Source organism: Streptomyces sp. NBC_01176 (assembly GCF_045039825.1).
GTDB lineage: Bacteria > Actinomycetota > Actinomycetes > Streptomycetales > Streptomycetaceae > Streptomyces.
This window is the reverse complement of record NZ_CP108600.1, coordinates 8953774-8974709: the sequence shown is the minus strand read 5'-3', so window position 1 is coordinate 8974709 and position 20936 is coordinate 8953774. Positions and strand designations below refer to the sequence as shown.

At 71.2% G+C, this 20936-nt stretch carries 19 protein-coding genes; 12 read left to right on the top strand and 7 right to left on the bottom strand.

Annotated elements, in window-relative coordinates; translation table 11 throughout:
* Positions 1 to 86 precede the first annotated feature (86 nt).
* Both OG199_RS39010 and OG199_RS39005 read right to left on the bottom strand, forming a co-directional pair.
* On the bottom strand, positions 87 to 695 hold the full coding sequence (locus OG199_RS39010; RefSeq protein WP_401809442.1) for a hypothetical protein: 609 nt from the start codon (positions 693 to 695) through the stop codon (positions 87 to 89).
* Positions 664 to 1224: an ATP-binding protein gene (locus tag OG199_RS39005; RefSeq protein WP_405833593.1), complete on the bottom strand. Its 561-nt coding sequence runs from the start codon at positions 1222 to 1224 to the stop codon at positions 664 to 666. The genes OG199_RS39010 and OG199_RS39005 overlap by 32 nt, the downstream gene beginning before the upstream one ends.
* Before the next feature lie 348 nt (positions 1225 to 1572).
* Here OG199_RS39005 and OG199_RS39000 point away from each other — a divergent pair, with 348 nt between their 5' ends.
* From OG199_RS39000 to OG199_RS38990, 3 genes are all read left to right on the top strand, one after another.
* On the top strand, positions 1573 to 2403 hold the full coding sequence (locus OG199_RS39000; protein WP_401809520.1) for a helix-turn-helix domain-containing protein: 831 nt from the start codon (positions 1573 to 1575) through the stop codon (positions 2401 to 2403).
* 27 nt (positions 2404 to 2430) lie between these two features.
* On the top strand, positions 2431 to 2685 hold the full coding sequence (locus tag OG199_RS38995; protein WP_356803716.1) for a DUF397 domain-containing protein: 255 nt from the start codon (positions 2431 to 2433) through the stop codon (positions 2683 to 2685).
* Positions 2686 to 2777: 92 nt separating this feature from the next.
* Positions 2778 to 3593, top strand: coding sequence for an SAM-dependent methyltransferase (locus OG199_RS38990; RefSeq protein WP_402175683.1), 816 nt, complete (start codon positions 2778 to 2780; stop codon positions 3591 to 3593).
* A gap of 80 nt (positions 3594 to 3673) precedes the next feature.
* On the opposite strand, the gene OG199_RS38985 is transcribed toward OG199_RS38990, so the two are convergent.
* On the bottom strand, positions 3674 to 5452 hold the full coding sequence (locus OG199_RS38985) for a helix-turn-helix domain-containing protein (RefSeq protein WP_401809518.1): 1779 nt from the start codon (positions 5450 to 5452) through the stop codon (positions 3674 to 3676).
* Between the two features lie 155 nt (positions 5453 to 5607).
* Between OG199_RS38985 and OG199_RS38980 the strand changes: the two genes are divergently transcribed.
* The 3 genes from OG199_RS38980 to OG199_RS38970 all read left to right on the top strand — a co-directional run bounded on the left by OG199_RS38980 (position 5608) and on the right by OG199_RS38970 (position 10299).
* Complete coding sequence (locus OG199_RS38980) at positions 5608 to 7401, top strand: Hsp70 family protein (RefSeq protein WP_405833591.1); 1794 nt, start codon at positions 5608 to 5610, stop codon at positions 7399 to 7401.
* 29 nt (positions 7402 to 7430) lie between these two features.
* Positions 7431 to 8429: a hypothetical protein gene (locus OG199_RS38975; RefSeq protein ID WP_405833589.1), complete on the top strand. Its 999-nt coding sequence runs from the start codon at positions 7431 to 7433 to the stop codon at positions 8427 to 8429.
* Between the two features lie 499 nt (positions 8430 to 8928).
* Entirely contained in the window at positions 8929 to 10299 is a 1371-nt protein-coding gene (locus OG199_RS38970; RefSeq protein WP_405833587.1) for a phosphotransferase, read from the top strand.
* Positions 10300 to 10385: 86 nt separating this feature from the next.
* On the opposite strand, the gene OG199_RS38965 is transcribed toward OG199_RS38970, so the two are convergent.
* The 3 genes from OG199_RS38965 to OG199_RS38955 form a co-directional block, all read right to left on the bottom strand.
* Complete coding sequence (locus OG199_RS38965; RefSeq protein WP_405833585.1) at positions 10386 to 10952, bottom strand: hypothetical protein; 567 nt, start codon at positions 10950 to 10952, stop codon at positions 10386 to 10388.
* A 523-nt stretch (positions 10953 to 11475) separates the two neighbouring features.
* Entirely contained in the window at positions 11476 to 12216 is a 741-nt protein-coding gene (locus tag OG199_RS38960; RefSeq protein ID WP_405833583.1) for an alpha/beta hydrolase, read from the bottom strand.
* A gap of 379 nt (positions 12217 to 12595) precedes the next feature.
* Positions 12596 to 13204, bottom strand: coding sequence for a TetR/AcrR family transcriptional regulator (locus tag OG199_RS38955; RefSeq protein WP_356805175.1), 609 nt, complete (start codon positions 13202 to 13204; stop codon positions 12596 to 12598).
* Between the two features lie 92 nt (positions 13205 to 13296).
* Here OG199_RS38955 and OG199_RS38950 point away from each other — a divergent pair, with 92 nt between their 5' ends.
* The 5 genes from OG199_RS38950 (at position 13297) to OG199_RS38930 (ending at position 18574) form a co-directional block, all read left to right on the top strand.
* A complete protein-coding gene (locus tag OG199_RS38950; protein WP_405833581.1) occupies positions 13297 to 14037 on the top strand; it encodes an SDR family oxidoreductase in 741 nt (246 codons plus the stop codon).
* A 42-nt stretch (positions 14038 to 14079) separates the two neighbouring features.
* Entirely contained in the window at positions 14080 to 14472 is a 393-nt protein-coding gene (locus OG199_RS38945; RefSeq protein ID WP_401809429.1) for an ester cyclase, read from the top strand.
* An 85-nt stretch (positions 14473 to 14557) separates the two neighbouring features.
* Complete coding sequence (locus OG199_RS38940; protein WP_405833579.1) at positions 14558 to 15244, top strand: SDR family NAD(P)-dependent oxidoreductase; 687 nt, start codon at positions 14558 to 14560, stop codon at positions 15242 to 15244.
* 116 nt (positions 15245 to 15360) lie between these two features.
* Positions 15361 to 16086: a TetR/AcrR family transcriptional regulator gene (locus OG199_RS38935; protein ID WP_356805182.1), complete on the top strand. Its 726-nt coding sequence runs from the start codon at positions 15361 to 15363 to the stop codon at positions 16084 to 16086.
* Between the two features lie 16 nt (positions 16087 to 16102).
* The gene (locus OG199_RS38930; RefSeq protein WP_405833577.1) at positions 16103 to 18574 is read left to right on the top strand and encodes a SpoIIE family protein phosphatase; all 2472 of its coding nucleotides are present in this window, start codon (positions 16103 to 16105) and stop codon (positions 18572 to 18574) included.
* A gap of 82 nt (positions 18575 to 18656) precedes the next feature.
* On the opposite strand, the gene OG199_RS38925 is transcribed toward OG199_RS38930, so the two are convergent.
* The gene (locus OG199_RS38925) at positions 18657 to 20228 is read right to left on the bottom strand and encodes an ArnT family glycosyltransferase (RefSeq protein ID WP_405833575.1); all 1572 of its coding nucleotides are present in this window, start codon (positions 20226 to 20228) and stop codon (positions 18657 to 18659) included.
* A 342-nt stretch (positions 20229 to 20570) separates the two neighbouring features.
* On the opposite strand from OG199_RS38925, the gene OG199_RS38920 reads away from it, so the two are divergent.
* A complete protein-coding gene (locus tag OG199_RS38920) occupies positions 20571 to 20825 on the top strand; it encodes a hypothetical protein (RefSeq protein ID WP_356805187.1) in 255 nt (84 codons plus the stop codon).
* Positions 20826 to 20936 lie beyond the last annotated feature (111 nt).

The following is a 20936-nucleotide window of genomic DNA, read 5'->3' as shown; positions in this document are numbered from 1 at the left end:
GACGACAGCCGCAGGCCGGTCCGCCCGTGCGGGCCGGCCTCGCCGCGCGCCACCGCGACCGCCCGCGACCCCAGCGCGGCTCGGGGTCAGAGCCCCGCGCCGAGCGACCATCTCGGGGCACTTCCCGCGAGACGGCAGGTGAGGAAGTACAGCGGTATCGGCGGTGTGTACGGCGACTCGCCCTCGGGGCGGTGGATCAGACGCGGACGGTCGGAGCGCGGGCGTCGCAGGGCCCGCGTCCAGGACGGTTCGGCCAGCCGGGCTCCGATCGCGTAGCGCGTGGACGACGGCCAGGTGACACCTATGTGGGATCCGGACGGGACGATCCACCACCACCGCTCCTCGTCGGCGAAGACGCAGCCGACGCGGGGCAGGCAGTCCATGATCCGTTCACCGTGTTCCCGTGAGGTGCCCACGGCGTCGTAACCGAGGCTCGGGGACAACTCGGCGGGTATCGCCAGCCGCGAGAGGTGTTCGGGCGACGGCGTCACGGGCAGTCGCGTGCACGGTTCGGGGACGGCGGCGTGCTTGCGCGGGTCGGCGGGCGAGGCGTGCGCACGGGGGCCCGGAGCGGTGCCGTACTCGCGTGGATCGAGGGTGGCGCCGAACTCCCGTGGGTCGAGGGCGGTGCCGTGGTCGCGCGGGTCGTGGGCCGAGGTGTGTTCACACAGGTCGGGAGTGCGCTGTCGTTCCATCAGACGGGGATCCTTCGGCCGAGTGGGGGATGGGCCGGGCGGTATTCGTGGTGGGCGGACGGCTGATCGAGGCAGGACTGCCGCTCCGCGACGGCAGGACGGCCCAGACGATGCGGCCGGACCCGTCGGCGGTGTCCCTGACGCCCCAGTCGCTGCTCAGCGCGCCGACCAGCAGGAGCCCGCGACCGCACTGGTCCTCGGGTCCCGGCTGACGCTGCGCCGGGAGGCTCCAGCCACGATGCTGGTCCTCGACCTCGATGTGGAGCGGGCCCAGGGCGATGTGGAGTCTGCACACGATCCACTCACTCGCCGTGTGTGTCAGAGCGTTGGTGACGAGCTCGGAGGTGAGCAGGACAGCGTTGTCACGCGTCTCACGATCCGTGCCCCATTCACTCAGGAGGTCGCGCACATGTCTTCGGGCCACACCTACTGAAGCGGGGGCCGCGCGCAGCGCGAACACTCCGGCCCGGTGGGGATGTTCGTCCCCCGGCAGTCGGTCCAAAGGCTGGGGGAGGGAGGGCGGGGTCATCGCCGTTCGCCTTTCGTCTGCCTGCACCGCAGGCGGTGCCAGTGCCGTCCCGGAGTTCCGGTACCGCCACGAGATGCGTCCATCTCGTCGCGCAAGCCGTCGCACCACAGCTCCGTCTCCCCCAACTGGGCTGTGCGGCCTGCCTCTTCACCGTTCCAGGGACGATAGGACCACTGTGGCAGCTGCCAACAGCACCTCGCAACCGACAAGTTGAAATTTGCAGAGTGCCAGGTGCATGCTTCCCTGGTCGGCGGATGATCGTGACAGACTGCGACCTCGAAACCCGCTCCGAGGGGGTACGGCGTGTCCACGGATTCCGACTGGGGTGGGGCGCCTTCGGTCCTGCGCATGATCCTCGGCAGACAGCTGGAGGAGCTCCGAACCGCGGCCGGTCTGACGTACGAGCAGGCCGGGGAGGCGATCGGTGTCAGCCACTCCACCATCCGCCGGATGGAAGCGGCGAAGGTGGCCCGGCTGCGGCTCGCGGACGCCGAAAAGCTCCTGCAGACCTACGGCGTGACCGACCAGCAGGAGATCGACACCTTCCTGAAGTCGGTCCGCGAGGCCAACAAACGAGGCTGGTGGCACACGTACCGCGATGTGCTGCCGGACTGGTTCGCCGCGTATCTGAGCCTGGAGCAGGCCGCGCTCCAGATCCGCGCGTACGAGGCGGAGTTCGTGCACGGACTGCTGCAGACGGAGGCGTACGCGCGCGCTCTGCTCGGCGCGGGCAATCCGCACGCCCCGGCCGAGGCGACGGAGCGACGGGTCGCGCTGCGCATGCGGCGCCAGGAACTGCTGACCCGGCCGGCGCCGCCACGCGTCTGGGTCGTGATGGACGAGACGGTGCTGCGGTGGCCGGTCGGCGGCCCCGAGGTGATGCGCGCCCAGATCGACCATCTCATCGCGGTGAACACGCTCCCCCATGTCACCCTGCAGATCATGCCGTTCGGGAACGGCCCGCATCCGGCCATGCGCGCCGGCGCGTTCCACCTCTTCCGGTTCAGGGCACGTGAGTTGCCGGACATCGTGTATTCGAGTGGTCTGGTCGGCGCCGTATATCTCGACAAGGTGGACGACGTCCTGGTCTACCGCGAGGCACTGGACCGGCTGGGCGCCCAGTCGACACCCGCCACGAAGACCGAGGCCCTTCTCGGCTCGATTCGCAAGGAGCTATGAGTGCACCACCACGTGAGCAAGCCCCCGATGAGGCGACACCCCACGGGAGACACGTCGATACGCAATGGCATGCCCGCTCGGGAACTCGGCGCGCAGGGCTGGTCCAAGCCATGGAGCGACGACGCGGGCGGTGCCTGCGTCGAGGCGAAGAGGCTGGTCGACGGGCGGATCGCGCTGCGCCAGTCCACCGATCCCGACGGGCCCGCGCTGGTCTTCACCCCGCATGAGATGACGAGCTTCCTGGCGGGCGTCAAGGCGGGGGCGGCCGACTTCCTTCTCTGACAACCTTGTCCTCTTGCTATGCCCTGTGTGTCCTGCTCACTCACCGCACTCAACACCCACTGTGAACCGACGACTTGATGGGAGGGGCGGCGTTGCCCGACAACGGATGGCCGGCCGACCGTATCGACACCGAGAGCGCACACTCCGCGCGCATCTACGACTACATCCTGGGCGGTAAGGACTTCTACCCAGCCGACCAGGAGGCGGGCGACGCCATGGCGCGGGAGTGGCCCGCGCTGCCGGTCCACATGAAGGCCAACCGCGACTGGATGAACCGCGCGGTGGCCTATCTCGCCAAGGAGGCGGGGGTGCGCCAGTTCCTGGACGTCGGCACCGGCATCCCCACCTCGCCCAACCTCCACGAGATCGCCCAGTCGGTGGCCCCCGACTCCCGGGTCGTCTACGTGGACAACGATCCCATCGTCCTGACCCTCTCGCAGGGTCTGCTGTCCAGCACCCCCGAGGGCAGGACGGCGTACGTCGAGGCCGACATGCTCGATCCGGCGACGATCCTGAGCGCGCCGGAACTGCGTGACACCCTCGACCTCGGCGAACCCGTCGCCCTCACCGTGATCGCGATCGTCCACTTCGTGCTCGACGAGGCCGACGCGGTCGGCATCGTCCGGCGTCTGCTGGACCCGCTGCCCTCGGGCAGTTATCTGGCGATGTCCATAGGCACCGCCGAGTTCGCCCCGCAGGAGGTGGCCCGCGTCGCCCGCGAGTACGCCGCGCGCAACATGCCGATGCGCCTGCGGACCCACGCGGAGGCGGAGGAGTTCTTCGAGGGCCTCGAACTCGTCGAACCCGGCATCGTCCAGGTCCACAAGTGGCACCCGGACGGCACGGACACCGAGCCGATCCGCGACGAGGACATCGCCATGTACGGGGCGGTGGCCCGCAAGCCGTAGGGCCACGGCACAGGTCGCTGCCCCCGCCCGCCGGCCCCACGTCCGTGGCTCCCGGCGGGCGGGGGCAGCGGCAGCGGACCTCACGCGTCGGCCGTGGAGTCCAGCAGGGTCGCGCACTCCGCCGCGAGGGCCACCATCCCGTAGGCCTGTGCCACGCGCAGCGCTTCCCGCAGGAGCCGCGAGGCATGGGCTGCGGTGCCGGGGCGACCCGTCCTGCGCAGCGCGCGGGCGCGGGCCAGTCGCAGGCGGGCCAGTTGGGGCTGGGAGGAGCGGACCGGCTCGGCCGCGACATGGAAGTCGGCGAGCGCGGTGTCCGGTTCCCCCGCGGCCAGCGCGAGCAGGCCACGGGCCCGAGCGGTCGGGCCGACCAGCACGGTGGGCCAGCCCGCGAGGGCGATCTCCTCTCCGTCGTGGGCGGCCAGGCGGTCGCGCAGTCCCGGTACGACCTCGCGCAGTTCGCTCTCGAAGCCGCCCCGCGCGTCGAGTGCGGCGCTCACCTCGGCCAGCAGGACCAGCGTGGGCACCGCCCATCCGGAGGGCGGGAACCGGGTGAAGTCGGCGGTGTCGTGCGCGAAGCCCACGAGCCGGTCCGCCCCTTCGGCGTACTGGCCCGTCTCGCACAGCGCGAGCGCCAGACCGGCCCGCCAGACCGGGAAGTAGCCGTGCCGCTCGACGGTGTCGGCCAGACCGGAGGTGAACAGGTCGGCCATCCGGCCCTGTTCCCGCAGCAGCCAGTAGGCCTGTCCGAGGCGGGTCTGCTCGAGGTTGTCGGCGGGGGCGGCCAGATCGGCGGATAATCGCTCGACGAACGTCAGCGACTCGCCGAAGATCCAGCCCGCCGCCCGGTCGAACCGGCCGTGCCACAGGTCGAGCAGGGCGTCCAGGGTCCGCTGCTGCCAGACGGCGAGGGTGCTGCGGGTGTCGGCGGCGTGCTTGCGGTACTGGTTCGCCGTGGCCAGCGCGCTGTAGACCTTGCCGACGCGCAACTGGTCGAGGGCGAGGGCCATCAGCGCCTCACCGCGGAAGTACGCGGAGTCGTGCCCCGCGGCCGCGTCGCGCAGCCGTTCGGACAGCGACAGGGATTCGGCGGTGGAGACGAAGTCGTACAGGCCCCACCGGCATTCGGTGAGCACCTCGCAGCGCACCTCGTCGTCCTTGCCGTCCACGGCGAGCCGGCGCAGCGTGCCGCGAGCGAGCCGCGCTCCCTGCTCAGGGCCCGCCCGGCCCACCGCGGTGTCCTCACTGACGGCCATGGACAGCTTCTTCGCCAGGTGCGCGTTGAGCCGCAGGCGCAGTCCGGCGGCCTCCACTCCCCCGTCCTGCGCCAGCGCGGCCAGGCTCTCCCTGATCCGTTGCAGCAGTTCGTGGTCGACCTGTCCGGGATCCGACCAGCGGCGGGCCATCCTGATCACGGCCTCCGCCTGGGCCGACGGATCGCCTTCGGCGCTCGCGTACGCCGCCCGGTAGAGACGCTCCGCCTCCCGCATGTTCCCGGTGGCGTGGCTGAGGTCGCCGCGCCTGAGCAGCCGGTCGAACTCGTCCCGCCGCCGCGCCACGACCCAGTCTCCCTGCCTCGGCGGCGACTTGACCACCTTTCCGGTCCGCTCCCGCGGACCGGCGCCGACCGTCTTCGAGATGCGCTCGAAGGAGGGATCGGGAACCAGGGCGAGCAACGCGCCCTTGGCGTCCAGCCGCTCGTCGCAGAGCTGCGCGAGTTCGCGTGTCACGCGGCGCTGGCCCGTCTCGATCCGGCTCAGGAAACTGCGACTGCAGTGCACCTCCTCGGCCAGCTCGCTCAACGACTTCCCGGCCGCCGTACGCCGCCGGCGCAGTTCCGCGCCGAACGCGTTCTCTTCGATCGTGATCCCTCCAACGGCTCGCGCCCTGGCTTCTGTTGCCAGAAATCGTTGGCAACAGCCGACCGCTCCGCGTTGGCGCGGAAACCATCCAGTCTGTGTGTGAGCGAGCTTACAGGGAGCAAGCGCGCGGACACTGGCAGACAGGAGCCTCGGTCATGGGTGCGGACGGTCCCAAAGTGGTGGCGGCGGTCGACTTCGGCACCCATGGCACCGGCTTCGCCTGGGCGGTGAGGACTCCGCCGAACGACGATCCGCGCACCAGGAGGGTGCAGTTCTTCACGCGGTTCCCCGGCCGCCAGCTGGACTACCCGAAGAACCTGACCGCGATCCTGCTGGCCACCGGGGGCGAGACGGTCGCCTGGGGCCACCGGGCCCACGGTCTGTGGGCCGACGCCCTCGCCAAGGGGGAGTCCGACGGGCTCGGCTACGCCTATGCCTTCAAGACGGCGTGGAAGAGTGGCGGCACGATGTCGGACATGCCGACGGTGGGCGGCTTCGTCGACCTCGACGACCGGGACCGGGTTCGCGAACTGACCACCGCCTACCTCAAGGAGATCCGCGAGCTGGCGTTGGCGGAGATCAGGGGGATGACGTACACGGACCGCGAGGTCCGTTGGTGCATCACGGTGCCCGCGATCTGGGACGACGAGGGCAGGGCGGTGATGCGGCGGGCGGCGGTCGACGCGGGGTTCCCCGACGATCCGGAGCGCCTGCTGCTGGCCATCGAACCCGAGGCCGCCGCGCTGTACTGCTACTTGCGGATGACGGACACGGACGCGGCTCCGTCCGAACCCGCCCGGCTGCCCCTGCATCGCGACGGGTTCCGGTTCGTGGTGGTCGACTGTGGTGGCGGCACCGTCGACATCACGGCCTACGAGGCGGACAGCGGAGCCGGACCGTCGATCGCGCTGCGCGAGATCGGCCTCGCCACCGGTGGACACCTCGGCTCCGAGTACGTCAACCAGGCGTTCCGGGACACGACACTCGGTGAGCGGTTCGGGCCGGCGGTCCTGAAGCGCATCGAACGCGACCACCCGGGTGAGTTGTTGCGGATGTCCCGGCAGTGGGAGCACGCCAAGCGCACGGTGGAGGTCGAGCGGGACGCCTCCTCGGTCGCGCACGTGCTGGATCCGGTGCGCATCGAGGTTCCGGCCGTCGTGTGGACCCTCCTCGACGAGCCGGTGCGGGCGCGGCTGACCCGGGACGCCGGCGGCCTGCCCCGGCAGATCGTCCTCCCGCCCGATGAGGTGGAGGGACTGCTCGACGAGACGGTGGAGGGCATCCTGGACAAGGTCGCGGAGCAGCTGGCCACCATCGCGCGGACCGGCGGCACGGGCCCCGAGCCCGAGACCCTGCTCCTGGTGGGCGGGTTCGCCCGGTCCGAGTGGCTGCGCGAACGGATGCGCGCCCGGTTCGGCGGGCGGCACCGCATCCTGGTGCCGCCCGATCCGGCCCTCGCGGTCCTGGAGGGCGCCGTCCACTTCGCCTACCGGCCCGACGTGTTCGTCTCCCGGCAAGCCAGGTACACCTATGGGTTCGAGACGGCCAAGCCCTTCGAGGAGGGTGTGGACTCCACGATGCGCATGTACCGCGACGACGAGGGCGATGTGCTGTGCGTCGGCCGTTTCGGCATCGCCGTGCGCCGTACGGACGGCGTACGGGTGAAGGACGCGTATCCCTTCCGCATCGTGCCGGTCCGTGAGGAGCAGCTCGAGTTGGACGTGCACCTGTACCGCACGGCCGAGCCCGATCCCCGGTACGTCGACGAGGACGGGTGCGAGGAGATCGGCCGGCTGACCGTCGACCTGAGCAGCACCGTGGGCAGGCCGCTGCGGGAGCGTGCCGTGATGCTGCTGTTCTACTTCGGTGCCAGTGAACTCCGGGTCGAGGTGTTCGACCCCGCCACCGAGGAGACCAGCCGGGTCTCCGTCGACTTCGACCGGATGTAGCCATGGCCGGACACCCCGAGGGAGGAACCGTGTTCTTCAACCGCCACAAGGCCGAAGCCCCGCAGGACGACCGGGGCGGGTCCGGCGACCGTCCCGCCGTCGGCGGGCCGCGCCCGGTGGAGGAGGAGACGGCTTTCCTGATCCCGCAGTCCGACTGGAAGCAACTGGCCGTCAGGCTGGACGGCCTGGAGGCGCTGGAGGCCCGGGTCCGGAAGCTGGAGGCGGACGCGCACGCGGAGCGAGCCGCGCTGCGTTCACGGGCCCGGTCCGAGATGGGCGAGTGGGCCGAGCGGGTGGAGCGCCGGATGCGGGGCTTCGACAGCCGGCTGCGGGACACCCTCGCCGGGTTCGGTCCGCTCGGCGACCGGCTCACAAAACTGACCATGCGTCATGAGGAGGTCGACGAGCGGGCCCTGGCGCTGGAGAGCACCGTCGCCGACACCCGTCGTCTCCTCGACGAGTTGGGCGAGGTGCTGGACCTGGTGCGCGTCGCCCAGGTGGAGGAACGCACCGACCTCACCCGGGAGGACTTCCTCGTCCACTACGAACTCGCGGGTCGGCTCAAGGCGTTGTACACGCAGCGCATGCCCGATCTGATCCAGCCCCGGCTGGCGGCGGAGCGGCCCCGTGATGTCGTGCGTCGTCAGGCCGAGTTGATCCGCGGGTTGTGCCTGGCGCTCTTCGGCCCGGACGGACATGACGGGGGCGCGGATCCGGATCTCGACGAGCTGACCCGGATCACCACCGACAATGGGCGGGTCGGGCTCGACCAGCAGCACCAGCGGCTGTTGGAACGGGTCGGCGCGGAGGCCGCGAACCTGTCCCGGGCCATGAACGAGAGCGGCTACGCCAGCCGCTTCGACTTCACGGTGGGGCCCGGCACGGTGGCGGACCCTCGGGAGCACGCCCTCTGGCTCTCCTGCGAGGCGGGCAGCCCCGTCGCCTTCGTGGTGTGTCCGGGTTACCGGGCGGCGGACCGGCGGCTCCTGGAGCCGTTCGTCTTCACCGAGTCCGGCGGGGAGGGCTGAGGAGCGTGCCGCTCGAGTCGGCGGAACAACGGCCAGGCGCCCACGTGTTGGGGTCCGGCAGCCGCTCCCCCGCGGGGATCGGCACAACGATGACGTCCTGTGCGACCTGGGTTCGGAGGCGGCACAGGAAGGTTTCGGTCCGGGGCGCGCGGGGGGCGCTCCGGCCCGGAAGTCCGTACGCGCGCGGGTGGGCCGGCTCGTCGGCTACGCGCCGGCCCTCGGCCGGGACCCGCTCGCGCGGCGGCGGGTGACGAACGGCCTCCGGGCGCGTGCGGCCGCGGACACCATCGACGGCGAGCCGCGCAGGAGGCCGGCGAAGACCACCGGGCGCAGGGGGGACGGGGGAAGGAGGGGGAGCGAAGTGCCCGATGTACGTCCGACGGGGGAAGGTCGGACCTGCGGTGACGGGCCGCGGCCATCGGCTCCGCTCCCCCTCCTGCGTGCGCGCCCGGCCCGATATTCGCTCGCCGGAGCCGCCGGGCTCGCCCACACTGTCGCCGTGACGAGAACGGTGAGTGCGTGGGTCAGTGCGGGTGACGAGGTGCTCGGGGTCGTCGGGCCGTTCGCGGTGGACATCCCATGGTGGTCCGAGGCGGCACCGGTCGTCGACCGGTTGGAGAAGCTGCTCGGCGTGCCCGTGCTGGTGCTGCGCCTGCTGGACGTGGACGGGGGTGAAGGTGGTCGGGACGGTCATGTGACGTATCACGTCGAGGCGTTGGGGCGCCCGGCACCGGGCCTCCTGGAACAACGGGCCGTCGACCCCGACGTGTTGGGCGGCGACGAGGCCTTCCGGTCGCCCTGGGCGCGGGCGGACGGGCTGCGCGAGCTGCTCGGCTGGGCCGAGGACACGCTGGCGTCGGCGGGGCGGCCGGTGACCGGTCCGGTGGAGCAGCGTCGTACGTGGAACCTGGCCGGTCTCTTCCGGCTGCCCACCGCGCGGGGGCCGGTCTGGCTCAAGGCGACGCCGCGTTTCGCTGCCGACGAGGCCGCCGCCATCGCCGCGTTCGCGCGGGTCGACACCGGCCTGGTCCCGGTGCTTCTCGGTTCCGGCGAGCGGCGCATCCTGATGGAACACATCCCCGGTGTGGACTGCTGGCAGCCCACGGCGGAGACGGTCGGCGCGGCCATGGAGCGCATCGTGGCCGCGCAGGCGGCACTCGCGGAACAGGGTCCCGCGTGTTTTGGGGACGGCTCTTCGCCGCAGGACCGCGCGGACGGCTCGGCCCTGCCCGGTTCGAGGGACGGGCTGTCCTCCTCCGGTGCCGGGGACGACCGGTCGTCTCCGTCCGGCGTCCCGGACCGGCGCATACGGGGGCTGGTCAGCGCGGTCCACGCCCTGCTCGACGGGCCGGTCGCCGGGGAGCTGACCGGACAGGAGCTGATCGCGGCGAGGGAGTTGACGCGGCGCTGGGACCTGCTCGCCGAGTGCGGTCTGCCCGACACCCTTGTGCACGGCGACTTCCACCCGGGCAACTGGCGCAGCGACGGCGGTCCGCCGGTCGTCGTGGACTTCGCCGACGCGCACTGGGGTCATCCCGTCCTGGACGGTCTGCGCGTCCACCATTTCCTCCCCGAGTCCAGCCGTGCGGCGGCTGCCCGCGCCTGGGCCGGCGCCTGGAAGGCTCGGGTGCCCTCGAGTGATCCGGCGCGCGCCCTCGCCGTCGCCGAACCGCTCGCCCTGCTCACGTACGCCGTCCGGTACCAGGAGTTCCTGGACGGCATCGAGCCGTCGGAACGGGCCTACCACGAGGGGGATCCGGTCGACGCGATCCGCGCGGCGCTGCGGTCCGCACGGAACCCGAGCCCGTACCTGGCGTGTTCCCCGACGGGCTCCGTCGCCGGCTCAGGCTCGCCCAGCCGGGCAAGCTGATCCTGGGTGTCGACTGCGAGGAGGGCCATGAACGATTCCCGGGCTGCCGTCGCGCCACCCGGCCGGACGCGGCCGAGGTGACCGCCTCACCAGGTGTGGGCGACATCGACCACCAAACGGTTGGAGAGCTGCGACACCCGGAACGGCAGGCGGGCCCGCACACCGAGGCCCACTTGCGTGACCCCTTCGAAGCTGGCCCCGAACTTCGCGTCGCGGAAGGTGCGGTAGCCGGTCAGGACGACGCCCGGAAGCGCTTGGCCGCCGCGGCCCGGGTAGGTCGCCGCGTGAGTCTCCGGGTCGTAGGCGGGGGCGGACACCCTGATCTCGATGATCGCCCCGCCGGAGATCGGAATGCGCGTGCCGGACGGGTCCTGGTAGAAGGCGTCGACGTACCGCACGGTGTACCCGATCGGCTCGCTGCCCGCCGTGGGTACGTCGAAGACCATGCGGTCGTAGCACTCGTGACCGCCGGTCCTGATGTCGGTAAGCGATCCGACATCGGTGTCCGCCGCGGTCTTCGCGAGACTGCCCCAGCCGGTCGGGCACACGACAGCTGTCGTGGCCGCGCCCGCCGTCGCCGGCGCGGCCGCTCCCACGCCCACACCGGCCATCGTCAGGGCGGCCAGCATCGCCGCGTATCGTCCTGTGCGCATCGTTCCCCCTTGTGTGCTCCGGCATTTGGTTTCCTGCCATGTACGACATGCCGGTCACGGGATTGGTTGTACGGGCTGCCTCAAAAGGGGTGATCCGGCAGCCCGCCGACCGGGCCTGGCGGCACCTTCCGCGGCATGCCTACGGGTAGCAGTTGCCGCTGCACAGCGGGGAGACGGTGCCGCTCTCAGCGGAAACCGCCGCACCGGCCGGGATCCTGTGCGAGTACCACGGCGTCGGCGCGGCCATGGCCGGCGCCCCTAGGGCGTGTTGCGAACGTCCCGTCGTCCGCCCGGAGGGCGGGCCTCGCGGCGTCCGGTGCGTGCTCTCGGCGTGCCGGGCGGAAGCCCGCGTACTGGACTCCGCAGAAATCGAGCAGTCATGACCTCAGGCGGCACGGGCCCCTGCCGAGAATTCGGCAGGGGCCCGAGGTCCAGCAGGCTGCGGAAGGCCGGGAGTTGTCCTCGATGGGCGGCATGCCGGCCGATGTCCGCTACCGTCCGCCGCCGGCCCGACGGCCCCGCCTCACTTCAGGTGTCGGGTGAAGAACCGGGCCGCGGCGTCCCCCGCGTACTGCGGGACGCCGGTGTGCCCGCCGAGATGGGCGTGCAGGGACTTCTCCTTGGAGCCGAAGGCGTCGAACAGGTCCAGGGCCGCCTGCCGGTCGTTCCCTTCGTCGTCCCACTGCAGCAGGACGTGCAGGGGAATGGTGACCTGCCGGGCCTCCTCGAACATGGCGCGAGGCACGAAACTCCCGGCGAACAAGCCGGCGGCCACGATGCGTGGCTCGACCACCGCCAGCCGGACGCCGATGGAGATCACTCCCCCCGAGTACCCGACCGGGCCGCCCATCTCGGGCAGCGCGAGGAGGGTGTCAAGGGCGGCCTGCCATTCCGGGACCGCCGTGTCGACCAGCGGGAGGATGAGGGCGTCGACGATCTCGTCGCTGACCGGACCGCCGGCCTCGATCGCCCGGCGCAGGTCGGCGCGGGCCTGTTCGGCGGCTGGCCAACGGGGCCGGTCGCCGCTACCGGGGAGCTCGATGGTGGCCGTGGCGAAGCCCGCCGCCGCGGAGTGCCGGGCCCGGTCTACCAGTCGGGGGTACATCCTGCGCAGCCCGAGGGGAGGGTGGCCGAGCAGGATCAGCGGTGCCGGTGCGGATGCGGATGCGGATGCGGGTGTCCACAGGATGCCGGGGATCTCGCCGAGGGTGAATTCGCGTTCGAGGACGCCGTCGTCGAGGCGCTGCTCGGAAGTGAGATGCATGGTCGTGCCTTTCGGGAGTGCACTGAACGGCGCTCCCGGGCGACCTGACTAGCGCCCGACCGTGACCCCGGAGGGGAGCACCCATGTCGATACTGCGTTCACGGGTACCACCTCCTCGATCTCTCGCACGGCCTCCGGAAATGTAGCAGTGGTCGCCCTCGTCCGCCCAACGGTTTTTGCCGGTTCTCGTGGAAGAGGCCGGCCGTGCCGACTTCGTGACCGGGGTGCCTCGACACCTGGGCGGCCAGCCCTTCGCCGGGCCGACCCGTGTGCCGGCGTCCGACCTCCGGCGGCCCGGCCGTCCCGGCGGTCCCGGCGCGGCGGACAACCCAGCCGGTCGCCCTCCGAGGACGGCCGCATCACGCACGCCGGGCGGGGCTCAGGAGAGTGGCCAGTTGCGCAGGGCGGCGTCGGCCATCTCCTGGAGTTCGTCGCGGCCGACACCGGTCGCGGCCTGTACGGCGATGCCGTAGGCGAAGGTGGTGAGGAAGCGGGCCAGCAGCCCCGGATCGGTCTGCGGAGGCAGGTCGCCTTCGTCGACGGCGCGCTGGAACCGCTCTCGGACGCGGGAGTAGCCGTTGTTGCGCCAGGCGACCAGGAGGTCACGGACTTCCTGTCCGGAGTCGCTGGTGGTCAGGGCGCCCTGGACGCCCAGGCATCCGTGGGGGTGGGCCGGGCGAGTGGTGGTGCGAACGGTGCCGGCCAGGATCGCGGTGGCGACACCGAGGGCGGTCGGCTCCTCCATGGCTCGCGCCAGGTATGCGCTCGGGCCCTCGGTGTAGCGCTCCAGAGCCTTGCGGAACAGCTTCTCCTTGTTGCCGAAGGCCGCGTACATGCTGGTGGTGGAGATGCCCATCGCGTTCGTCAGGCCGGCCGTACTGGCCCCCTCGTAGCCGTGCTTCCAGAAGACCAGCATGGCGCGCTCGAGAGCCTCGTCGGCGTCGAATCCTCGCGGTCGGCCGATGGGGCCGTTCTGTTTCGTCTCCACCCCCACAGCCTACCTCTTCTGCAGCGATCGCTACGGAAGTGCTAACGTCGACTTCCGTAGCGATCGCTACACAAGTCGAAGGGGCCCTTCACGTGGGACTGCTCGAGGGAAAGACCGCTCTCGTCACCGGGGGCAGCGCCGGAATCGGCCTGGCCAGCGCCGTCCGGCTGGCGGCCGAGGGGGCACACGTGTTCATCACCGGCCGACGCGGGACCGAACTCGACGCGGCTGTCGAAGTGATCGGTTCAGCGGCTACCGCGGTGACCGGCGACATCTCCGACCTGGCCGACCTGGACCGGCTCCACGAGGCGATCCGCAGCCGGGGACGGGGCCTGGACGTACTGTTCGCGAACGCCTCCGTCGCCGCGCTCGCGCCGCTGGAGCAGGTCACCGAGGAGCACTTCGACACACTCTTCGGTATCAACGTCCGGGGCATGCTGTTCACCGTCCAGAAGGCGCTCCCCCTGCTCAACGACGGCGCCTCGGTCATCCTGAACGGCTCCACCAACGTGGACGTCGGCGATGAGGCGCTCGGCGTGTACGCGGCGACCAAGGCCGCCACCCGGTCGTTCTCCCGGACCTGGGCCAACGAGCTCAGGACACGCGGCATCCGGGTCAACACCGTCACGCCCGGCCCGACCGACACCCCCGCGCTGGCGGGGCTCACCCCCACGCCCGAGCGGTTCAAGCAACAACTGGCGACGCGTGTGCCGTTGGGCCGGCTCGGGCGCCCGGAGGAGATCGCCGCCGCCGTGGTCTTCCTCGCCTCCGAGCAGAGCAGCTTCATCACCGGTTCGAGCCTGTACGTCGACGGCGGCCTGAACCAGATCTGAGAGGCATGACCATCCATGACACCAATAGGGATCATCGGCTTCGTGTCCGACAGTGATCTGCGCGCGTTCTACCTGCGCTACCTCGAGGCGCTCAACGCCCACAAGTTCGACGGTATGGACGAGTTCATCGACGACCGGACCACCCTGAACGGTGAGCCGGCCACCCGGGACGACCTCATCGCCGTTCAGAAACATGACGTGGACGCGGTTCCGGACCTCCACTGGGAGCTCGAGGAACTGCTCTTCGACGGCGACCGTCTGGCCGCGCGTCTGGTCAACACCGGTACCCCGGTGAAGAAATGGCTCGGCGTGGCTCCCACCGGTGCCTCGTTCGAGATCGTCGAGTACGCCATCTACCAGGTCCGCGACGGACGGTTCGTGCACATGACCGCCCTGCACGACGCCGGTGAACTTCGCCGGCAGCTGACCGGTTGACCTCCCGGATCAGAGCCGGCAACCCGAAGACCGGTCCGGACATCCCCAACGGCCCGCCCGGGCCACAGAACTCGTGAGGACTCGCATGACCATCACACTGATCACCGGCGCCAACAAGGGCATCGGCTTCGAGACGGCCAGACAGCTCCTGGCGTTGGGCCACGTCGTCTACATCGGCGCTCGTGACGTCGAGCGAGGCGAGAAGGCGGCGGCGACGCTCGGCGCGCGATTCGTGCAACTCGACGTGACCGACGACGCGTCGGTGAGCAGCGCGCTGGCGACGATCGACTCGGCCGAGGGCAGGCTCGACGTCCTGGTGAACAACGCGGGCATCTTGGGGGACGGTGCCATCGACGGTCCCGCGGCACTCCGGGCCTTCGACACCAACGCGGTGGGAGTCGTGCGGGTCACGGAGGCGGCGCTCCCCCTGTTGCGCAAGTCCTCGAACCCGACCGTGGTCACCGTATCCAGCAGTGCCGGGTCCTTCTGGGCGGTGACCCATCCGGACCGGCCGGAGTTCAACCTGCCGTTGGCGCTCTACTCCGCGTCCAAGGCCGCGGCCACCATGCTCACGGTCCAGTACGCCAAGTCCCAGCCGGGCATCAAGTTCAACGCGGTCGAGCCCGGCACCACCGCGACCGATCTGACCGCGGCATTCGGAATCGGAAGGACGCCGGAGGAGAGTGCCGGGGTCGTCGTGCGGCTCGCGACCCTGGACCCGGACGGTCCGACCGGAACGTTCCAGGACGAGCACGGGGACGTGCCCTGGTAGCCGTGGGGAAACGGTCGGGGGCAGCACGGTTGTGCTGCCCCCGACCGCTCGCACAAGCCGCCGCTGCACCCTATCAATGCTATGTAAAAATATCATAACAGTGATAAATTGGACAGATGCAAGAGAGGGCCGTACGTACCCGGCAGCGGGTTCTGCGCGCCGCCGCGGAGCTCCTGAGCTCCCAGGGACGTGCGGGCATCTCGACGCGCGCCGTGAGCGCGGCGGCCGGCGTGCAGCCGCCGACTCTGTACCGGCTGTTCGGAGACAAGGACGGACTGCTCGACGCCCTCGCGGCGTACGGCTTCCAGCAGTATCTCCGCGAGAAGCAGGCCCTCGAAGAGACCGACGACCCCGTCGCCGATCTGCGCCGGTCCTGGGACCTGCACGTCGGGTTCGGTCTCTCCCAGCCGGGGTTCTACGTTCTGATGTACGGCGAAGGCCGTTATCGCGGCGGCATACCGGGGGGACTCGAGACCATCGCGATCCTCCGGCGGACTCTTACCCGGGTGGCCGCGGCCGGCCGGCTCCGCATGAGTGTGGAGCGGGCCACGCAGCTCGTCCATGCGATGGGCCTGGGTGTCGTGCTGTCACTCATCGCGACGCCCCCCTCCGAGCGGGACCAGTACCTGCCGGCGACGGCCCGTGAACACGCACTGCGCATGATCACGACCACGAGCACCGCCGAGGAGCAGAGCGCGGACCTGGCACGCCGAGCCGCGACCCTGCGTGAGGCGTTGTCCCGGGCCGACACCACCGCGCTGACACCGTCCGAGCGCGCACTCCTGGCGGATTGGCTCGACCGCCTCGCCGACGCGAGTCCCACCGCCCGATCGACACCCTGAAGGAGGGACAGCGCCCATGGCCAGAGTTGGGGACACGATGCCCGACGCCGGGCACGGAGCCGGGCACATGGTCGACACGGCCATGGCGGCGGTGGACGCACACGGAGTGGTGGTCGCGTGGGGCCGGGAGGCCGAGCGGCTCAGCGGCCTTGCGGCCGCTGACGCGATCGGCCGACACGTCGCGCGGCTGCTGGTGAACCCGGAGGTGATCCTGAGGGCACCCGCCTTCACGGATCGGAGCCGCCGGGGCGACGGTTGGTCCGGGATCGCCGGGCTCCGCCGCGGCGACGGCACCCCGCTGGATGTGTACCTTCGGGTCTGCCCCCTCACGGAGCGGGACGGAGAAGTGCGCTGGCTGGTCACCGCCACCGAGATGACGGCTGTTCCCTCGTGGCCGATGAACGGGGCCGGGGTGCATGCGCTTCTCACCGGGGCGCCGATCGGCATCGCCGTGCGCGACACCGACCTGCGGTGCACCTGGGTCAACGACGCGCTGGCACTCCAGGACGGCATCCCCCGCGAGAAAAGGCTCGGGCGCCGGCTGACGGAGGTGCTGCCGGGATCCGAGGCCGAGTCGGTCGAGGCGGTGATGCGGCTGGTCCTGCGGAGCGGCGAGCCGCAGGTCGATCACGAATACCGCGCGTGGATGCCGACGAAACCACAGCAGGAACACTCCTTCTCGACCTCGTTCTTCCGTCTCGACGACGCCGACGGGCGCACCCTGGGGGTGTGCGCCATGAGCGTCGATGTGACGGACCGGCAGCGGGCCCGCGAGCGCCTGGCCGTGCTCAGCGAGGCCAGCACCCGGGTCGGCACCACGCTGGAGGTGATGAGGACCGGGCAGGAACTCGCCGACCTGGCCGTGGCCCGTATCGCGGACTACGTCAGCGTGGACCTGGCGGAGTCCGTCGCGCTGGGCGAGGACTCCCTGGCCCGGCTGGGCTCGACGAACGGCCACGTGCCCGCCTTCCGCCGCGCGGGCGTGGCATCGATTCACGAGGGCATACCCGAGTCGCTCTGGTCGCGCGGCGAGACCGTGTCCGTACCGGCCCCTTCCCCCTTCACGGAGGTCCTCGCCTCGGGCGCATCACATCTCGAACCGGCACTGAACGCCTCCCGGGGCACCTGGCTCGACCGGGACCGGAGACGGTCGGACAAGATTCGCAGGTACGCGATGCACTCGCTGATGATCGTGCCCATCCACGCGCGCGGTGCGGTGCTGGGCGTGGCGGTCTTCTTCCGCATGGGCGACTCCGTGCCCTTCGAGGCGGACGATCTGCGGCTGGCCGAGGAACTCGTCGCTCGCGCCGCCTTGTCCCTGGACAACGCCCGCCGCTATGTGCGCGAGCGGGCCGCGGCCCTCGCCCTTCAGCGCAACCTGCTGCCGGGGCGGCTCGTCGGCGGGGTGGCCGTGGAAGTGGCGTCTCGCTACGTTCCCGCCGACACGCAGCACGGCGTGGGCGGCGACTGGTTCGACGTCATCCCGCTGTCCGGCGCCCGGGTGGCCCTGGTCGTGGGCGACGTGGTCGGCCACGGCATCAACGCCGCGGCGACCATGGGCCGGCTGCGGGCCGCGGTGCACACGCTCGCCAACATGGACCTGTGCCCGGACGAGTTGCTGGCACACCTCGACGACACCATCTCGCGCCTCGACGTGGAGGACGGCCGCAGCCCGGGACGCGACAGCGCGGAAGTCGGCGCCACCTGCCTGTATGCCGTTTACGACCCGGCCACCCGGCACTGCACGATGGCCCGGGCGGGCCACCCGCCGCCCGTGGTGATCTCGCCGCAGGGCCGGGTGTCGATCCCCGACCTTCCGGCAGGTCTGCCGCTCGGTGTCGGGCCGGCCTCCTTCGAGGCAGTGGATCTGGAACTTCCCGAGGGCAGTGTGATCGCCTTCTACACCGACGGGCTCGTGGAGACCCGGGATCAGGACATCGACGCCGGGATACGTCGGCTGGGTGCCGCCCTGGCACGACCGGACCGTCCTCTGGACGACCTCTGCACGGCCGCGTTCGACACCCTGCCCGCCAGAGCGCTGGAGGACGACGCCACTCTGCTCCTGGCGCGGACGCATTCGCTCGTGCCGTCACAGATCGCCACCTGGGACCTGCCGAACGATCCGATCGTCGTCGCGCACGCACGGGCCCTGGCCACGGCCCAGTTGACCGGATGGGGACTGGAGGGCCTGGTCGCCACCACCGAACTCATCGTCAGCGAGCTGGTCACCAACGCCGTACGACACGGTGCCGGCGCCATCACCCTTCGCCTCATCCGCCACGAGGTGCTGGTCTGCGAGGTGACCGACACCAGTGACTCCGTCCCCCGTCTGCGCCACGCCCGTCCGACGGACGAGGGCGGGCGCGGCCTCTTTCTCGTCGCGCAACTGTCCAGTCGACGAGGCAGCCGCCACTCCTCCGCGGGCAAGACCGTCTGGGCCGAGCAGGAAATCAACGTCCCCGGGCCTCTGCGGCCGCCGAAGGCATAGCCGCACGTGTCCGGGTCGAGCCGCACCCTGTCCCCCCGGCTTCGGTCCGCGTGGGCGGGAGCCGCGGCGGGGGCGGGGCGCGTCATGCGTAGGTGCGCAGTTCGGGCCACATCTCGCCCCACGGGCGGCGGGGGCCTGAACAGACGTAGACGTGCCCGCCCCATTCGATGTTGTGCACACCGTCGGGGTTGGAGAGCGTGGCGGCCACGCGGACGTGCCGGAAGTACCGGCGCAGATGGGTGGCGTACGCGGGGGCGTGCTCGGGGCCGGGGACGACGGCCACCACGGTCGTGGCGTGCGGGTTGCCGGGACCCCACCACCAGTCGGTGTTGTGGGCGCTCACGGCGGTGGGCAGTCCGGTACCGCGGCCGAGCTCGTTGATGGCGCCGGCTTCGCCGTAGTCCGCCGCGAAGACCACCGCGTTCGCGCGCTGCCCGGGCGGGAGCCCGGTCCACACCTCCCGTACCGTGCCGACCAGTTGGGGCCAGCCCAGGGATTCCCCCGAATTCGTGCTGACGTCGTACGTCCAGGCCGCGTCGGCGGGCGGCAGCACCGGCAGCACGATCACGGCGAGCAGCGCGGTCGAGGCGGCGGTTGCGATCAGCAGGCCGCGCGGCCGGTCCGGGCGGGAGTGCAGCCATCCGTCGAGTCCCACCGCCCCGGCCGCCAGCAGGCACACGTACAGTCCGCCCAGGTAGTACACCTGCGCTCCGGTCGTCACGGCGAACAGCACGAACAGCACGGCGTACACGGTCACCAGGCACCGCCACAGCGGCCGTCCGGACCGCCACAGGAACCGCAGGCCCGCCACCCACAGCACCGCCATCGCCAGACAGGACATGCCGAACTGCCCCACGACCCAGGTGAGGATGTTCCCCGGGCCTCCGTTCTCCCCGTTCAGTGCCCGCGTCATCGCGAACATGACCCAGCCGTGCCGCGCCTGCCACCACAGATCGGGCAGCACGAGCAGCACGGCTGTCGCGGCGCCGACGAGCAGCCGGCGGTCGGCCGCGGTCCGGCGGGCCGGGCCGAGCACCACGGCAGCCAGCAGGACGATCCCAAAGATCGCCGCGAGGTGGTTGAACTCCGCGCCGATGCCGACCAGTACTCCCGCGACGAGCCACCACCGGGTGTCGCCGGTGCGGCCGATCCGTACGACCACGAGCGCGATCGCCGCCCACGCCAGCAGTTCGTACGACGTGGTGTTGGCGATGTGCGCGCCGCCCAGCAGCACGGGCATGGTGCCGGTCGCGACCGCCGCGAGCAACTGGGCCCGCCGCGCGCCGCCGAACTCCCGCGCGGTCATCCCGCCCACGACCACCGTGCCCGCGGCGGCCAGCGCGGGCCACAGCCGCAGGCCCGCCTCGGAGACCCCGAACAACGACAGCGACACCCTGGCCAGCAGCGGCGCCAGCGCCGGCTGGTCCACGTAGCTCGCCTGGAGGTGCCGGGCGCAGTCGAGGAAGTACAGCTCGTCGATGTGGAAGCCGTAGCGCGGGGACAGCCCCATGAGCACGGCCAGGACCACCCCCGCGACGGCGAACACCCGCCGGTCCAGCGGTGCGATCCGCCCGCCGGCCTCCCCGGCCTCGTCCGCACGCCGCCCCACGTCCGCCGCGTCTGTCGCGTCTGTCTCATCCGTCGCGTCCGCCACCCCGCCACCCCCGCTTCCCAGCCCCTCGGTCGCGTCGCCCCCGCGGCCCCGCTCCCGGGCCGCTCGTACCTTACGCAGCCGGTCCGTTCGCGGCGAGAGGACATCTGCCTGGCCTTGCCGCGCGGTCGGTGTCGCACGACTGTTCTGGAGTCGCCGAGGCGGCTCCGCCGGGTTCGGGCACCGCTCCGGCACGAGTCGGCCGACCGGAACGGCGGGCAGACGAGGAGACAGGAAGAGGGCGACCCGAGCGGCTACCAGCGCGGGCGACGGACACAGCACAAACGGTTGCGTTACGTTAGCAGATAAGCACTCAACGTGACTTTCTGCTGAATCGGGGCCCCTGTGAACGAGCTGATCAAGTACCTCCAGGACAACATGCTCATCGACTTCCGGGGCGAGATCACCCTGGACACAGTGTGCGGATTCCTCCGCGAGGACGACGGGAGGGAAGCCCAGGACCTCCTCAGAAAGGTGGACGAACAGGAGGGAGTCCACGAAATGCTGGTCACCCTGGCCGACAACCTGAAGGAGCACCTCGAGGGAGGCGTCAACGCGAGCGTGCTCAGGGAGCAGCTGTCGCACTACTCGGAGTCGTGAGCCCGGTGTCGCTCCTGGTCTCGCCGGGCAGGACGTCCGGCGAGACCGGGGCGACGCCCGGCGGGTTCACGCCCGGCGCCCGTCCGCCGCGCACGGATGGCCGGTGACACC

What these genes read in the sequence shown, in the direction of transcription:
- OG199_RS39010 (WP_401809442.1), bottom strand. Translation starts at nt 695, where the DNA reads ATGGAACGACAGCGCACTCCCGACCTGTGTGAACACACCTCGGCCCAC.
- OG199_RS39005 (WP_405833593.1), bottom strand. Translation starts at nt 1,224, where the DNA reads ATGACCCCGCCCTCCCTCCCCCAGCCTTTGGACCGACTGCCGGGGGAC.
- OG199_RS39000 (WP_401809520.1), top strand. Translation starts at nt 1,573, where the DNA reads ATGATCCTCGGCAGACAGCTGGAGGAGCTCCGAACCGCGGCCGGTCTG.
- OG199_RS38995 (WP_356803716.1), top strand. Translation starts at nt 2,431, where the DNA reads ATGAGGCGACACCCCACGGGAGACACGTCGATACGCAATGGCATGCCC.
- OG199_RS38980 (WP_405833591.1), top strand. Translation starts at nt 5,608, where the DNA reads ATGGGTGCGGACGGTCCCAAAGTGGTGGCGGCGGTCGACTTCGGCACC.
- OG199_RS38965 (WP_405833585.1), bottom strand. Translation starts at nt 10,952, where the DNA reads ATGCGCACAGGACGATACGCGGCGATGCTGGCCGCCCTGACGATGGCC.
- OG199_RS38960 (WP_405833583.1), bottom strand. Translation starts at nt 12,216, where the DNA reads ATGCATCTCACTTCCGAGCAGCGCCTCGACGACGGCGTCCTCGAACGC.
- OG199_RS38940 (WP_405833579.1), top strand. Translation starts at nt 14,558, where the DNA reads ATGACCATCACACTGATCACCGGCGCCAACAAGGGCATCGGCTTCGAG.
- OG199_RS38935 (WP_356805182.1), top strand. Translation starts at nt 15,361, where the DNA reads ATGCAAGAGAGGGCCGTACGTACCCGGCAGCGGGTTCTGCGCGCCGCC.
- OG199_RS38930 (WP_405833577.1), top strand. Translation starts at nt 16,103, where the DNA reads ATGGCCAGAGTTGGGGACACGATGCCCGACGCCGGGCACGGAGCCGGG.